The following is a 14,471-nucleotide window of genomic DNA, read 5'->3' as shown; positions in this document are numbered from 1 at the left end:
GCGGGCTTCAGTTGGCCCGGCAAAGACCTCCGGCCCAATGCCACTCCGGTCCAAGATAATTGGACCGAAGCAGGCATCAGGCCGGAGTGAAGACAAGCTGAAACAGCTTGATTACGCCGTTTCGGTGATCGGACGATCGACCCAGCTCATCAGGTCGCGCAGCTTCTTGCCGGTGACCTCGATGGGGTGCTCGGCGTTAGCCTTGCGCAGGCCTTCGAGTTCGGTGTTGCCGTTCTCGACGTTGGCAACCAGACGACGGGTGAACTCGCCGGACTGGATGTCGGCCAGGATCGCCTTCATGCGCTCCTTGGTGCCTGCATCGATGACGCGCGGGCCGGACAGGTAGCCACCGAACTCAGCGGTGTCGGACACCGAGTAGTTCATGCGGGCGATGCCGCCTTCGTACATGAGGTCGACGATGAGCTTGAGCTCGTGCAGAACCTCGAAGTACGCCATCTCGGGTGCGTAGCCGGCCTCGACCATGACCTCGAAACCGGTCTTGACCAGTTCCTCGGTGCCACCGCAGAGCACAGCCTGCTCGCCGAAGAGGTCCGTCTCGGTCTCTTCCTTGAACGTGGTCTTGATGACGCCTGCGCGCGTTCCACCGATGCCCTTGGCGTAGGACAGAGCGAGAGCCTGGCCTTCACCCTTGGGGTCCTGGTCGATTGCGATGAGCGCGGGAACACCCTTGCCGTCGACGAACTGACGACGCACCAGGTGGCCGGGGCCCTTGGGCGCAACCATGCCGACGGTGACGAACTCCGGAGCCTTGATCAGGTCGAAGTGAATGTTCAGGCCGTGACCGAAGAACAGCGCGTCGCCGTCCTTGAGGTTGGGCTCGATGTCATTGGTGAAAATGCTTGCCTGGGCGGTGTCCGGTGCGAGCACCATGATGACGTCGGCCCACTCGGAAACCTCTGCCGGCGTGCCGACCGTCAGGCCTGCTTCTTCAGCCTTGTCGCGGGACTTGGAGCCCTCCTTGAGGCCGATGCGGACCTCGACACCCGAGTCGCGCAGGCTCAGCGAATGGGCGTGGCCCTGGCTTCCGTAGCCGATCACAGCAACCTTGCGGCCCTGAATGATCGACAGATCGGCATCGTCGTCGTAGAACATCTCGACTGCCACAGTTCTCAACCTCTCCTTGGATTATTACGTGTCTAAAGTACTAGCGGGTGGCCGTGATCGACTTCGGCCCTCGACCGACTGCCACGACCCCGGACTGAACGATCTCCCGGATACCGTACGGATCAAGCATCCGCAGCAGTGCATCCAGCTTGGACCGGGTACCGGTCGCCTCGATGGTGACGGACTCCGGGGAGACGTCGATTACCTTGGCGCGGAACAGGTTCACCGTTTCGATGACCTGGGTGCGCACGCTTGCATCTGCGCGCACCTTGATGAGCACAAGCTCGCGAGCGACGGAAGCATCACCGTCTTGCTCGACGATCTTGATGACGTTGATCAGCTTGTTGAGCTGCTTCGTCACCTGCTCGAGGGGGAACTCGTCGACCGTGACGACGATGGTCATTCGAGAGATCTCGGGGATCTCGGTGCCGCCCACCGCGAGGGATTCGATGTTGAATCCACGGCGGGAGAACAGGGCGGAGACGCGAGCGAGCACGCCTGGCTTGTCCTCGACGAGAACGCTGAGGGTGTGGGTGGTGCTCACTGCTGGTCCTCCCCTGTGCCCGCGGCGGGTCCGGCTTGCTCGCGCGACATGGCTTCATGGATGACGGCGGGCTCGGCTACTGCCTCGTCGTCGTCGAACAGCGGCCGGATACCCCGGGCCGCCATGATCTCGTCATTGCTGGTTCCAGCGGCGACCATCGGCCACACCTGTGCGTCGGCGGTGACGATGAAGTCGATCACGACAGGCTTGTCGTTGATGGACTGCGCCTCACGGATCGCAGCTTCGACGTCCTCTTCGCGCTCGACACGAATTCCGTGGCAGCCCAAGGCTTCTGCGAGCTTGACGAAGTCCGGGATGCGGATGGCGCCGTGCGTTCCCAGGTTGGTGTTGGAGTAGCGCTCTTCGTAGAAGAGTGTCTGCCACTGACGAACCATGCCGAGGTTGCCGTTGTTGATGAGGGCGACCTTGATCGGGATACCCTCGAGCGCGCAGGTGGCCAGTTCCTGATTGGTCATCTGGAAGCAGCCGTCACCGTCGATGGCCCACACCTCGGTGTCCGGCATGCCCATCTTTGCGCCCATGGCAGCGGGAACCGCGTAGCCCATGGTGCCGAGTCCACCCGAGTTGAGCCACGTGCGCGGCTTCTCGTAGCTGACGAACTGGGCTGCCCACATCTGGTGCTGGCCGACGCCGGCGCAGTAGATGGCGTCCGGTCCGGCGAGCTTGCCGACGGTCGAGATGACGAACTCGGGGCTCAGCTGACCGTCGGTGGGACGGTCGTAGCTCAGCGGGTATGTACGACGGATGTCGTTCAGGTACGCCCACCATTCGGTGAGTTCGAACGTGGTGCCCGTGGCCATGTCGGCACGGATGGCCTCGATGAGTTCGGTGATGACCTCTTTGCAGTCGCCCACGATCGGGACGTCGGCGTAACGGTTCTTGCCGATCTCGGCCGGGTCGATGTCGGCGTGGATGACCTTGGCATCGGGAGCAAAGGAATTCAGCTGACCGGTAACGCGGTCGTCGAAGCGGGCGCCGAGTGTGATCAGCAGGTCGCTACGCTGCAGTGCTGCCACTGCGGCAACAGTGCCGTGCATTCCGGGCATGCCGCAGTTGAGATCGTGGCTGTCCGGGAACGCGCCGCGGGCCATCAGCGTGGTGACCACGGGAATGCCCGTCAGCTCGGCGAGTTCGAGCAGCTCGGCAGAGGATTCGGACTTGATGACGCCGCCACCGACGTAGAGGACTGGAGACTTGGCGTCGGCGATCAGGCGCGCAGCTTCGCGGACCTGCTTGCCGTGCGGCTTGGTGACCGGACGGTATCCGGGCAGGCGCATCTCCGGCGGCCACGAGAACGTGGTCTGAGCCTGGAGGATGTCCTTGGGGATATCGACCAGGACCGCGCCGGGGCGACCGCTCGATGCGAGGTAGAAAGCCTCGGCCATGATGCGCGGGATGTCGATACCGTCGGTGATCAGGAAGTTGTGCTTCGTGATCGGCATGGTGATACCGGAGATGTCGGCTTCCTGGAAGCCGTCGGTACCGATCAGCGAACGCGCGACCTGTCCGGTGATGGCCACGATCGGAACGGAGTCCATCTGAGCATCGGCCAGCGGCGTGACCAGGTTGGTTGCACCGGGACCCGAAGTGGCCATGCAGACGCCGACCTTGCCGGTGGCCTGCGCGTAACCGGTGGCGGCATGGCCTGCACCCTGCTCGTGGCGCACAAGTACGTGACGGACCTTGACCGAATCGAAGAGCGGGTCGTACACAGGCAGCACGGCACCGCCGGGGATGCCGAATACCGTGTCGACCTCGAGCTCTTCGAGGGCGCGAACGACAGACTGCGCGCCCGTTACCCGCTCCGGGGGGAGCTGGCGACGGGTAGCCGTCTGCGATGCGGCAGCCGCGGTAGTCGGGCTCGGTGTCCCTGACTTGCGCGGCGTGGGTTGAGGCCGTGCTGTTGGTGCGCTCACTGGGAAATCCTCTGATTTGGCTCCGGGCAACAAAAAACCCCCGTCAGCATCTGCTGAGCGAGGGTGGCGCGTCGTTATCTGGTGAGTTGAAAATTATCGACTCAGGCGACGACGCGCCGGTCGATTACGAGCAACTCATTCTGTTTCACGCACTCGACAGTAGAGGCGCTAGTCGCGAACGGCAAACTTGGTGAGTCAACCGTCCCAGAATCTGAGATACATCGGCTGCAATGCGAAGATGTAGAGGTGTCAACTTCGCAGCAGCCCGTGCCACCGGTTCAATCATCCCACACGCCGAAACCACTTCGGCACGTCATCCGCATTTCGCAGCTCGCCTACATGGCGTGCGCCTTCCTGCTCTTCGCGGTCAGCTTCCCGATCTTCGGCTGGCCCGCAGCATTCAGCTGGTTGCTGATCCTGCCGATCATCGCCGTCTACTTCGTCGCCCGGGTCCGCACCACCGTCAGCCCCGACGGCCTCGAGGTTCGTTCGATGTTCTCCAGCCGCACGCTGAGCTGGGACGAGGTCAAGGGCTTCCGTTTCCCGAAGCGCAGCTGGGCCCGCGCCGAACTGACCGACGGAACAGAGGTGACACTGCCAGCCGTCAGCTTTGTCCGGCTCCCCGAAATTGCGATCGCCAGCGGTGGTCGCATCACCGATCCCTACGCGGCAGCGGCAGACGCCTTCGACGCCGAAGAAGCGGAACGGGCCGAACAGTCCGCAAGCGGCAGCGCCCCTGAGCCCGAATCCGAATCCGAGCCGTCGAACGACCAGCCCGAATCAGAACAGAAGTAGCACGCGAGTAGCGTTGAATCGCCCTCGCTTCAATTCTTTTCGCCGCGTAAGCACACAGCCCTGTTGTTCGCGCAGCAGAAGTAGATCAGCAACGATCACATAAGGAACACGCCCATGCCCCCGTTGAGGTCACGCACCACCACCGTCGGACGTAATGCTGCCGGAGCCCGTTCCCTGTGGCGCGCCACAGGAATGACGGATTCCGACTTCGGTAAGCCGATCGTCGCCGTAGCGAACTCGTACACCCAGTTCGTACCCGGCCACGTGCATCTCAAGAACGTGGGCGAGATCGTTGCCGAGGCCATTCGTGAGGCCGGCGGCGTCGCTCGTGAGTTCCACACCATCGCCGTCGACGACGGTATCGCCATGGGCCACGGCGGAATGCTCTACTCACTCCCGAGCCGCGAGATCATCGCCGACTCGGTCGAGTACATGGCAAACGCCCACACGGCCGACGCATTGGTGTGTATCTCCAACTGCGACAAGATCACTCCCGGCATGCTCAACGCCGCGATGCGTCTGAACATCCCGACGGTCTTCGTGTCCGGCGGACCGATGGAGGCCGGTAAGGCAGTGGTTGTCGGCGGCGTGGCCCAGGCCCCCACCGACCTCATCACCGCAATTTCCGCCTCCGCCAACGACGCCGTGTCGGAAGAAGGCCTCGACGAGGTCGAGCGCAGTGCGTGCCCGACATGTGGATCCTGCTCGGGCATGTTCACGGCCAACTCCATGAACTGCCTCACCGAGGCCCTCGGTCTCGCCTTGCCGGGCAACGGCTCCACGCTGGCAACCCACAAGGCTCGTCACGCACTCTTCTCTCGCGCGGGCACCACCGTGGTCGAGGCTGCCCTGAAGTACTACCGCGACGGCGACGAGTCGGTTCTGCCGCGCAACATCGCGACCCCGGCAGCGTTCCGCAACGCGATGGCTCTCGACGTCGCCATGGGCGGTTCCACCAACACCGTCCTGCACACACTGGCAGCGGCACAGGAAGGCGAGGTCGACTTCGACCTCGACACCATCGACGCGATCAGCCGCAAGGTGCCGTGCCTGTCCAAGGTCTCCCCCAACTCGGACTACCACATGGAAGACGTCCACCGCGCCGGGGGAATCCCGGCGCTGCTCGGTGAGCTTCGCCGCGGCGGACTCCTCGAAACCGACGTCTCGACCGTGCACACCAAGAGCTTCGACCAGTGGCTCGACGATTGGGACATCCGCTCCGGCAAGGCAACAGACGAAGCGATCGAACTGTTCCATGCTGCTCCCGGCGGCGTGCGCACCATCGAACCGTTCTCGACGGACAACCGGTGGTCTGCCCTCGACACCGATGCTGCCGGTGGCTGCATCCGCGACGTCGAGAACGCCTACACCGTGGAAGGCGGCCTGGTCGTCCTGCGCGGCAACATCGCCGTCGACGGCGCAATCCTCAAGACGGCCGGCATCGACGAGGAACTGTTCTCGTTCCAGGGCCCGGCTCTGGTCGTCGAGTCGCAGGAAGAAGCCGTCTCGGTGATCCTGCAGAAGAAGATCAAGGCCGGCGACGTCCTGGTCGTGCGTTACGAAGGACCAAAGGGCGGACCGGGCATGCAGGAAATGCTGCACCCCACCGCTTTCCTCAAGGGCGCAGGCCTCGGCAAGGAATGCGCGTTGATCACCGACGGCCGCTTCTCCGGTGGCACATCCGGTCTGTCCATCGGCCACATCTCCCCCGAGGCTGCTGCCGGCGGAGTTATCGGCCTGGTGCAGAACGGCGATCAGGTTCGCATCGACGTCGCGTCCCGCACGCTCGAGATCCTGGTCGACGACGACGTACTCGCCGATCGTCGCGCCAAGATGGAAGCCTCGGAGCGTCCGTGGCACCCCGTTGACCGTCAGCGCACCGTCACCACCGCCCTGCGCGCCTACGCTGCGCTGGCAACGTCGGCTGACAAGGGCGCGGTTCGGTACGTCCCGTAGATAGCAGAAGCTAGCGAAGATCCCTGGCAGCGTTGATAACGCGGCCGGGGATCTTCTGTTTCACCGCACTACGTGCAGGGGTAACTGCCTGCTCACACGCGCACTCGTCAGCGTGGCCGGTATGCGCTCGAGCACTCCCCCGGCGAAAGCGTCGTAGAGCGGCAGCGATTCGAGATGCACGTAGCCGATGTGACAGTCACACATCGTTTTTGGACATTCTCGTGCGGTCAGTGTTTGCTCGAGACTGCCGTCGTAGAGATTACCGATCACCTCGGGAACAAAGTGGCACCGCCGAATGGTGCCGTCACCGTCGACGGAAATGACGGATTCTCCGGTTCTGCAAGCTTTTCCGACGCTCGGATGCGGGTTCCGGCTGTAGGGAAAAAGCGGGTCCAGTTCGGTCCAGACCTGCGCTTCATCATCCGAATACACCCGCCCCTCGGCTGCATTCACCCACAGGTAGACATTCTCGGGCAGTTTCTGGCGCAGCTCACGGGCAAGATCGAGATGCTCCGGGAATCCGACGACTCCAACCGAATAGCGGATGCCACCTCCGTCGAGTTCCCGGCATTTCACAAGAAATCTTTCGAGCGAGATCTGTCCCGGATGAAATGTGCACCACAGCGCCAGCGTCGACGGGTCTGCGTCGGCAAGCCACGTGGTGCGAGCGCTGAGATTGGTTTGTATCGCGACCCGTTCGACGTGGGGCAACCAACTCAGTTCCGCGAGAGTGCGCCGATACCAGGACCGCACCAGTGCCTCACCCCACGGTGTGAACAGCACCGACAACCGTAGATCCGTCCGCTCGGCCACCCAAGCTGCAAACCGCTCCAATGATGCTCTGTCCGAACGTAAATCGGCTGGCGGATCACGGCGTTTCGCGAACGGGCAGTACGGGCAGTCGTAATTACAACTCGCCAACGGACCGCGGTAGAGAATCGACAACGAGGAGTTCATTTGGCCTCGTACTCTGCCATGTCCCGGTGGACACTCGCTGAGAACAACGCCGGGCCGATCGCGTCGGAGTGCGCCAGGCCTTCGGGCGAGAGTTTCAGTCGATCGGACTGTAGATCACCCGCCAACCACCCGGCCGCTTCGAAGGCCTTCAATTCCTCCGGAAAGTCGTCGGTAGGCAGTGTTCCGAACCGCGCGAGATAGTCGGACAGATCCATCCCTTCGGCCTGAAGCACCGACTGCACGAGATGCCTGCGACGCGTCTCATCGGGAGTCATGAATCGACCGACTTCCGCGTAGGCGAACTCGCCGGCCGGCCGGGCGATGAACGTGTCGATGATCCCGCGGATCTCCCGCATGTCCACCGCATAATCGAACGAATAGTGAAGGTCAGCGGTGTACGAGCGTGCGCCGCAACCCAATCCGATCATGCCGTCGGTCTGGCACGCGTAGTCGGCCGCCCCGTCGATGACCGCGCCCTCGCGCTGGAACATACGCATCGAGACCTGCCGATACCCGGCCTGCTCTAGGTAGTCGCGGCCGAACCGATACAAGCGCAGACGCCGCTCGTCCCACTCGGCATCGGATTCCGTGACCGCTGTTTTCTTGCCCAAACCCGTGAGCGCTCGAACGTAGAGCGGATACAGATACAGCTCCTCCGGTTCCCACGCCAACGCCGCGTCGAGGGATTGCCGCCAGGTCTGCTCGGTCTGACCGTCGATGCCGTAGATGAGATCGATGTTGAGCACGGGAATTCGAGCGTCCCGGATCCGCCCGAGCGCGGCGTCGACATCGGCCCGCTTCTGCGGCCGCGCTGCCGCCCTCGCCTCGGAGTCGATGAAGCTCTGCACTCCCAGACTCAGGCGAGTAGTTCCGCGGGATGCCAGCACGGACATCCGATCGGCGGTTACCGTCGACGGCGACGCCTCCACCGAGAACGGAACAGACGAAAGATCCGCGCCCATGCGGAGTTCCGCGATGTCGCACAATCTGTCGAGTTCAGAGGCATCGAGAAAGGTCGGGGTGCCGCCGCCGAAGGCCACGGCGTCGTAGTGAGTTCCGTCGCCGACAGCGTCCGACACAACACGTGCTTGGCGCTCGAGTGCGTCGAGGTATGCGGTGGTCATCTCACCCGGCGCGCCGATACGAGTGAACAAATTGCAGAATCCGCAGCGAACCTCGCAGAACGGAATATGTAGGTACAGCGACAGTGCGTCTTTCGGCTCTGACGCCCACAATTTCTGCAACGACGGGCGAGGCTGTAGCGGCCGGTACGCCGTCTTGTGCGGATACGCATAAACGTAATTTTGGTACGGACGTACCGTAACTGCGAGACTCATTGCTGTGGCCCTTCCACGAAGAAATGTGCATAGGGAACTGTCCACACGCTGTCGTGACCCAGCCGGTGCCCGGTCCAACCGTCGTCGCCGTACGCTGTGCCGTGATCGGAACAGACGATGGCAAAGCACCGCCGCCGTGAACTCATGGCCTGCAGCAGTCGTGCGATATGGCGGTCGATGTATTCGAGTGCGGCAGCATGGGACTGGAGGGTGTCTCCCGACTCGGCGCTAGCACCTGCAAGGTGGAACCAATTGGGTTGATGCAGCGCAGCGGCATTGACGAACAGGAAAAGCTTCTGGTCCGGTTCGAGACCGGCCACCACCGTCTCGGCACACTCGACTTGCGCTTCGAAGGATTCCGGAGACGTCACACCGAAGCGCGATTCCCAATAGCTCTCGTCGAACATCGAGGGCATCACCGAACCTAGGGGCGCGGCTTTGTTGAAGAACCCGACCCCGCCGATACACACAGTGCGGTAGCCGACCTGCCGCAGGCCGTCCACCACATTGGGGCCCTCGAACACAAACGTTCCGTCGGCGGTGGATTCACTCCCGGCGAATCGAGCGGCGAACAATCGGGGATGCGGACCCTGGCTGGCGGGCGTCGGAAGAAAACCCGCAAAGATCGCCTGATGAGACGCGTACGTGAAACTTCCCGGCGCGTGCCGCTTCTCCCACGCTCCCCCTGGCAGATACGACGCCAGAGTCGGAATGCGCCCACTCGCGGCCAGTTCGCAGGCGACGTCGTAGCGGAGCGTGTCCAACGTGAGCAACAGGATGTCGTCCTGACCTACAACCTCATTCATGTCGGGGTAGCTCATGTCGACGTCGTTCATGTCACGGTTGTTCACCGGGCATACTCCATGTTTTCCGATTTCTGTAGCGAATCTACTTGTGCTTGATACGTAGTCATTCCCTCGGCGGGGCTTCCGGGCAGACCGGTAAGCCCCGGCAGGAGATCTCCGAACGCATTGACCTCTCCCACCGTGAAGCGTCGCCACCCGACGCCGGGCAAGACGTCGATTCCGACATGGGGTGCCGCCGGAAAACACGCTGCTGCCCGCTCACTCAATTCCAGAAGCTGTGACCAATTCCGGCCTGCAACAGCCATCGCGTCGACGAGTGCACCGCGGGTACCGCCAAGATGCAGATTGGTAAGCGGAGAAGCGCTGGTCCGCACTACGGCATGGGTGGCAACACCCCCGACAACCACCACACGAACGTCGGCGGTGCGTCCGCCGAGCGATGCTTTGGGTATCCACGCTTCGACATGAAGTCCGTCGGGCGCGAGCCGATCGACAATTGACGCGATGGCTGCCCTCGTTCGATATGTGCGCACTCGAAGTGAGTTGTGCAGCGCACCATCAGCACTCACTTCCACCGACGTGACGGCCCGGACCTGCCCGCGCGGACCCCATTGCAGCGCAATCACTCCCGACGCCGACGAGCCGTGAGCAAGCTTGACGAACACTCGTGGCATGTGCGCGTCGGCTGCTAGTTGCTCGAGTTCGGCGTAGCTTCGGGGTGCAGTCTCCAACGCCGCGGGGACCCGTACCCCGGCAGCGTCGAGGTGGCGATGGCAGCGCCGTTTGTCGAACATCACCGCAATCTCGTTCGCATCACCGAGAACCCGAGCACCGACGCGATCTGCTCGATCGGTAATCTCGCGAATCTCGGTAGTGAATCGTCGATACCACTTGCCGGTGCCCTCAACCCGTGTCGACTCGTCCGTACCGCGAAGGTATCGGTCCACCACGGAATCTTCTCCGGGCGAATCGATTCGAACGATCTCGCCAGCGTCGAAACCGTAATCTCGACCGATAATCTCACGCCAACCCAGAACACGCGGAGTCGGCAATCCCGCTGCCGTGACCGCGTCGACAAACCCGGAAACTCGACGATTGCCCGTAACCCCGATAACCACGAACCGCGAATGGAATGGCGGCAACGAGGGATTACTCGGAGACTGCAACATATCGACAGATCTCATCGTCGTACTCATCCGCGTCGGTCTGCTCGGACAGATCGACCCGAACTCCCAATTCGGCGCAATGCCGGGTCAATTCCGTGATCGCGGCATCACTGAGAAAATGGTAGTGCAGGTCGAGAAACTCGAGACCCTTGAAAGAACTGGTGTCGAGAAGCGCTTGGGCGCCGTCATCCGAGAGCGTGCCCATCGAAAGATCCACCGTGGTGAGCTGCCCGAGAATCGGGGCGGTAACAATCGCCTTGGCGATATCGTCCTGAATCTCGCTGTTACGCAGGCCCAGGTGCCGCAACGACGGCAATTTCGTACCGCCGAGAATGACAGCCAGATCCTCGATGGTCGCGTCTCCGCCGTAATTGTCCGTCCCGAGCCACAGATCGAGAAACTCGAGCGCCGGGAAGTTACTCGACGACACTCCGTGGACAACTGCGGCGGGTAGTCCACCCGACTCGATGGTCAATCGTCGCAAAGCGGCGTGGCCTGTTTCCGGGAACTGCAATTCCGTGCCACCACGAATGCCGAACTCGACCAACTCCGGAAACGCCCCGAGGACAGGGGTGACGTCGGATTGCTGAATCCAGGAAATCTCCTGCTGCTCCTGTGTGATGTCCGCGAGAAATAGCGCCCGCAGCGACGTCAACCGGTGACGTTGCTCGACAACCAGTTCCACGATCGACGACGAGTTGACCTCGTACGACTCACCCCACTGGCCGATGATCAGAGCCTGCACCGCCGACAGGTCCACCTTCTCGACAAACCGTGCCCAGGCCTCGGAAAACTCTTCCGAGTCATCCGAATACGGTTCCACCGAGATGCGCCACGCCACAGCACCCGCAGCGGGCAGTGCCGAATCAGTCGCCCCCGCAGCTGGGAAGTCGAAAGCCGGAAGCCCGTGCAACGCGTCGAGATGGGCCTGGATCATCACGATCTCCTTCAAGTCGGGTACCGCGAGCGTCGCGGTTGATCGCTTATTGATAGCAAGACCGACCGACAGGTACTGAAATGACGCGACACGACGCGCGGAGAGACTGACCGGAATGCGCTGCTGCTGCGGACAATTCGGACGCATTAGTACGAAATGTGCGTGATCGAATTCACTTCCCGTAGTGTGCACGGAGCCAGCTGATCAAAACAGATATGTACGGGGGGTTGATGGCGAGTGAAGTGATCATTTTATTTAGTTCAGTGGCCGCGACTTGCGCACTGCGCTCACCAATGGTTCCCTCATCTAGTCGATGAGACCCACATCACATTCGACAACTGTCAGCCACCTCCCGTCCCCCACAAGGTCGCCGGGAATCAATCAAGGAGCAATACATGCCCGGAGTCGGCATATGGCGCACCAAATCCGTCGAGCAATCGATCGCGGACACCGACGAGCCTGAAACCAAGCTCAAAAAGGAACTGACCGCGAAGGACCTCACGGTCTTCGGCGTCGCCGTTGTCATCGGCGCAGGTATCTTCACCCTCACCGCCAGAACAGCCGGCAACGTAGCGGGCCCCTCGATCTCACTGGCCTTTGTTCTTGCAGCCATCGCGTGTGCACTTGCAGCTCTCTGTTACGCAGAGTTCGCCTCGACGGTCCCCGTCGCCGGCAGCGCGTACACGTTCTCGTATGCGACCTTCGGCGAATTCGCAGCCTGGATCATCGGCTGGGACCTGATCCTCGAATTTGCACTTTCCTCCGCCGTGGTCGGCAAGGGGTGGTCGCTCTATCTCGGCAATGTGATCGGGGCGAGCGGAAGCACCACAGCTCACATCGGATCCATCAGCTTCGACTGGGGCGCACTGCTCATCATCGGAGCGATCACACTCATTCTCGCGATCGGCACCAAGGTTTCGTCCCGAGTCTCTGCCGTCATCACCGCGATCAAGATCGCAGTTGTTCTCCTTGTCATCGTCGTCGGTGCGTTCTACATCAAGAAGGAGAACTACTCGCCCTTCATCCCGCCCGCCGAAGGCGCAGAGAGCACGGCTAGCGGAATTCACCAGACACTGTTCTCCTGGCTGACCGGAGCCGGCGGAAGCAGTTACGGCGCATACGGTCTCCTTGCCGCTGCCAGCCTGGTCTTCTTTGCCTTCATCGGGTTCGACGTCGTCGCTACCACCGCCGAAGAGACGAAGAACCCCCAGAAGTCACTGCCGCGCGGAATCTTCGGCTCGCTCGCGATCGTGACCGTCCTGTACGTCGCTGTCACCCTGGTTCTGACCGGCATGGTCAAGTACACCGAACTCAAGGACGGTAGCCCACTCGTCGGCGACTCGAGTGCCACGCTCGCCACCGCCTTCGAAGCCAACGGAATCGGATGGGCACAAACTGCCATCAACTTCGGCGGCCTCGCCGGCCTGACCACTGTTGTCATGGTCATGATGCTCGGCCAGACCCGCGTCCTGTTTGCCATGTCACGTGACGGCCTGATGCCCAGGAAGCTTGCCAAGACCACCAGTAAGGGCATCCCGCTGCGCATCACACTGATCGTCGGCGGCATCGTCGCAGTGCTCGCTGCCTTCTTCCCCATGGGAACTCTCGAAGAGATGGTCAATATCGGCACGCTGTTCGCCTTTGTGCTCGTCTGCGTCGGCGTGATCGTGCTTCGCCGCACCCGTCCCGATCTGCCGCGCGTATTCCGCGTGCCGTGGGTGCCGTTCGTTCCGATTCTCGCGGTTCTCGCCTGCGGTTGGCTGATGCTCAACCTGTCGGTCGAAACCTGGATTCGATTTGTGGTCTGGATGGCGATCGGCGTTGTCGTGTACTTCGCGTACGGTCACCGCAAATCGGTACTCGGTCGCAAGCTGAAGGACGGCACGGCGATCCCGGCCGCCAATGCCGCACCGGTGCTCGTCAAGGATTGATCAACCCAGATCGACAAACAGCAGCCGCCGCCTTCCCTTTCGGAAAGGCGGCGGCTGTTTTGTTCTGCATCGGATTTTGTTCTACATCGGATCAGATGAGCGGGTTCGCCCCGTTCAGGAAAATCCACGTGCACACGCCGGCACCGATACCCAGAATCAGCACAACCAACGAACCGATGAATGGCCGCTTCGCCCAGCCTCGGCGGCCGTCCAGCGCGATTCGCCCTGGTCCCGTGAGGATGATCACACCAGCGCAGATCCCCAAGAGCATCTCGTACTCGGTTCCGTTTGGCGCAAAGTACTCGAGACCGGGCTCAGCCAACTGACGAAGCGCCCATGCATTGATCATCACGGCCAGCACCGACGCCGCGGCAATCGGAGTCAACAGACCCAAAATCAGCAGTGCGCCACCAGCCACCTCGCCGACCGCACCCAAAATTGCCAACAACTTGGCCTGTTCGAATCCCGCTTCGGCCAACATCGTTTCGAAGCCGCCCAGCCCCGGGCCGTTCCACAAACCCGTCAACTTCTGCAAGCCGTGCACCAACGCGGTGCCGCCCACCGCCAACCGGAGCGCCAAAAGACCGAGATCCAGTGTTCCTCGGCTCGGCCGCGGATCTTCGGCCACCGGAATCGGGTCTGCGACTGCGACCGCGACCGGATCGGCCGGCATCTCGTACGCGGTATCGCGTGTGAGCACCTCAGTCGGTTTATCAAGTAACCCCGGACGATATGCCGGGATTTGTTCGGTCACGGAATTTGCTTGCGCTGAACCGAAATCGAGATCGTCGTCGGTTCGCGGCAACGAATTGCGGGCATTCACCGGAGGAAACTGCTCCGTCGGTGAGTCGTAAGGACTGGACACTTTGCCCGTCGCCACGCCGGGTTCCGACAGTTCGCTGGGGTCTTTTCGCTCGTCAGTCACGTAGGAGAGCCTAAAGCGGTGACGCGACGAGGTCGGGGAACCTACTCCGGCGTGG

At 62.1% G+C, this 14,471-nt stretch carries 12 protein-coding genes; 3 read left to right on the top strand and 9 right to left on the bottom strand.

Annotation, left to right across the window (positions count from 1 at the left end):
* Positions 1–111: 111 nt before the first annotated feature.
* The 3 genes from ilvC to C7T36_RS18830 are packed head-to-tail and all read right to left on the bottom strand — an operon-like array spanning position 112 to position 3,606.
* Positions 112–1,113, bottom strand: a complete 1,002-nt coding sequence (ilvC, locus tag C7T36_RS18840) for a ketol-acid reductoisomerase (RefSeq protein WP_172937779.1) — start codon at positions 1,111–1,113, stop codon at positions 112–114.
* 52 nt (positions 1,114–1,165) lie between these two features.
* Complete coding sequence (gene ilvN, locus C7T36_RS18835; RefSeq protein WP_033236588.1) at positions 1,166–1,669, bottom strand: acetolactate synthase small subunit; 504 nt, start codon at positions 1,667–1,669, stop codon at positions 1,166–1,168.
* Positions 1,666–3,606, bottom strand: a complete 1,941-nt coding sequence (locus C7T36_RS18830; protein WP_033236589.1) for an acetolactate synthase large subunit — start codon at positions 3,604–3,606, stop codon at positions 1,666–1,668. The genes ilvN and C7T36_RS18830 overlap by 4 nt, the downstream gene beginning before the upstream one ends.
* Positions 3,607–3,873: 267 nt before the next feature.
* Between C7T36_RS18830 and C7T36_RS18825 the strand changes: the two genes are divergently transcribed.
* Positions 3,874–4,401 (top strand): PH domain-containing protein, encoded by a 528-nt coding sequence (locus tag C7T36_RS18825; RefSeq protein WP_045067163.1) that lies wholly within the window; start codon positions 3,874–3,876, stop codon positions 4,399–4,401.
* Positions 4,402–4,515: 114 nt separating this feature from the next.
* Positions 4,516–6,357: a dihydroxy-acid dehydratase gene (ilvD, locus tag C7T36_RS18820; protein WP_045067162.1), complete on the top strand. Its 1,842-nt coding sequence runs from the start codon at positions 4,516–4,518 to the stop codon at positions 6,355–6,357.
* A gap of 60 nt (positions 6,358–6,417) precedes the next feature.
* On the opposite strand, the gene C7T36_RS18815 is transcribed toward ilvD, so the two are convergent.
* The 5 genes from C7T36_RS18815 to C7T36_RS18795 are packed head-to-tail and all read right to left on the bottom strand — an operon-like array spanning position 6,418 to position 11,560.
* Positions 6,418–7,314: an STM4011 family radical SAM protein gene (locus C7T36_RS18815; protein ID WP_045067160.1), complete on the bottom strand. Its 897-nt coding sequence runs from the start codon at positions 7,312–7,314 to the stop codon at positions 6,418–6,420.
* Entirely contained in the window at positions 7,311–8,651 is a 1,341-nt protein-coding gene (locus C7T36_RS18810; protein ID WP_045067158.1) for an STM4012 family radical SAM protein, read from the bottom strand. Before C7T36_RS18810 ends, C7T36_RS18815 begins: the two co-directional genes overlap by 4 nt.
* Entirely contained in the window at positions 8,648–9,502 is an 855-nt protein-coding gene (locus tag C7T36_RS18805; protein ID WP_239654711.1) for an STM4013/SEN3800 family hydrolase, read from the bottom strand. Before C7T36_RS18805 ends, C7T36_RS18810 begins: the two co-directional genes overlap by 4 nt.
* Complete coding sequence (locus tag C7T36_RS18800; protein ID WP_239654710.1) at positions 9,499–10,641, bottom strand: STM4014 family protein; 1,143 nt, start codon at positions 10,639–10,641, stop codon at positions 9,499–9,501. Before C7T36_RS18800 ends, C7T36_RS18805 begins: the two co-directional genes overlap by 4 nt.
* On the bottom strand, positions 10,607–11,560 hold the full coding sequence (locus C7T36_RS18795) for an STM4015 family protein (RefSeq protein ID WP_045067921.1): 954 nt from the start codon (positions 11,558–11,560) through the stop codon (positions 10,607–10,609). Before C7T36_RS18795 ends, C7T36_RS18800 begins: the two co-directional genes overlap by 35 nt.
* A 395-nt stretch (positions 11,561–11,955) precedes the next feature.
* Here C7T36_RS18795 and C7T36_RS18790 point away from each other — a divergent pair, with 395 nt between their 5' ends.
* Positions 11,956–13,491 (top strand): amino acid permease, encoded by a 1,536-nt coding sequence (locus C7T36_RS18790; RefSeq protein ID WP_106939774.1) that lies wholly within the window; start codon positions 11,956–11,958, stop codon positions 13,489–13,491.
* Positions 13,492–13,582: 91 nt separating this feature from the next.
* Here C7T36_RS18790 and C7T36_RS18785 read toward each other — a convergent pair whose 3' ends face one another.
* A complete protein-coding gene (locus tag C7T36_RS18785) occupies positions 13,583–14,416 on the bottom strand; it encodes a DoxX family protein (protein WP_045067153.1) in 834 nt (277 codons plus the stop codon).
* Between the last annotated feature and the right edge of the window lie 55 nt (positions 14,417–14,471).

It is taken from the genome of Rhodococcus sp. AD45-ID, assembly GCF_003023755.1.
Classification (GTDB): domain Bacteria; phylum Actinomycetota; class Actinomycetes; order Mycobacteriales; family Mycobacteriaceae; genus Rhodococcus_F; species Rhodococcus_F globerula.
Note: the sequence above shows the minus strand (reverse complement) of the source record. Positions and strands in the feature narration are given on the sequence as shown.

Excerpts from the sequence above, each read along its gene's own strand:
- C7T36_RS18815 (WP_045067160.1), bottom strand. The coding sequence starts at position 7,314 with ATGAACTCCTCGTTGTCGATTCTCTACCGCGGTCCGTTGGCGAGTTGT.
- C7T36_RS18795 (WP_045067921.1), bottom strand. The coding sequence starts at position 11,560 with ATGATCCAGGCCCATCTCGACGCGTTGCACGGGCTTCCGGCTTTCGAC.
- ilvD (WP_045067162.1), top strand. The coding sequence starts at position 4,516 with ATGCCCCCGTTGAGGTCACGCACCACCACCGTCGGACGTAATGCTGCC.
- C7T36_RS18800 (WP_239654710.1), bottom strand. The coding sequence starts at position 10,641 with ATGAGATCTGTCGATATGTTGCAGTCTCCGAGTAATCCCTCGTTGCCG.
- ilvC (WP_172937779.1), bottom strand. The coding sequence starts at position 1,113 with ATGTTCTACGACGACGATGCCGATCTGTCGATCATTCAGGGCCGCAAG.
- C7T36_RS18810 (WP_045067158.1), bottom strand. The coding sequence starts at position 8,651 with ATGAGTCTCGCAGTTACGGTACGTCCGTACCAAAATTACGTTTATGCG.
- C7T36_RS18790 (WP_106939774.1), top strand. The coding sequence starts at position 11,956 with ATGCCCGGAGTCGGCATATGGCGCACCAAATCCGTCGAGCAATCGATC.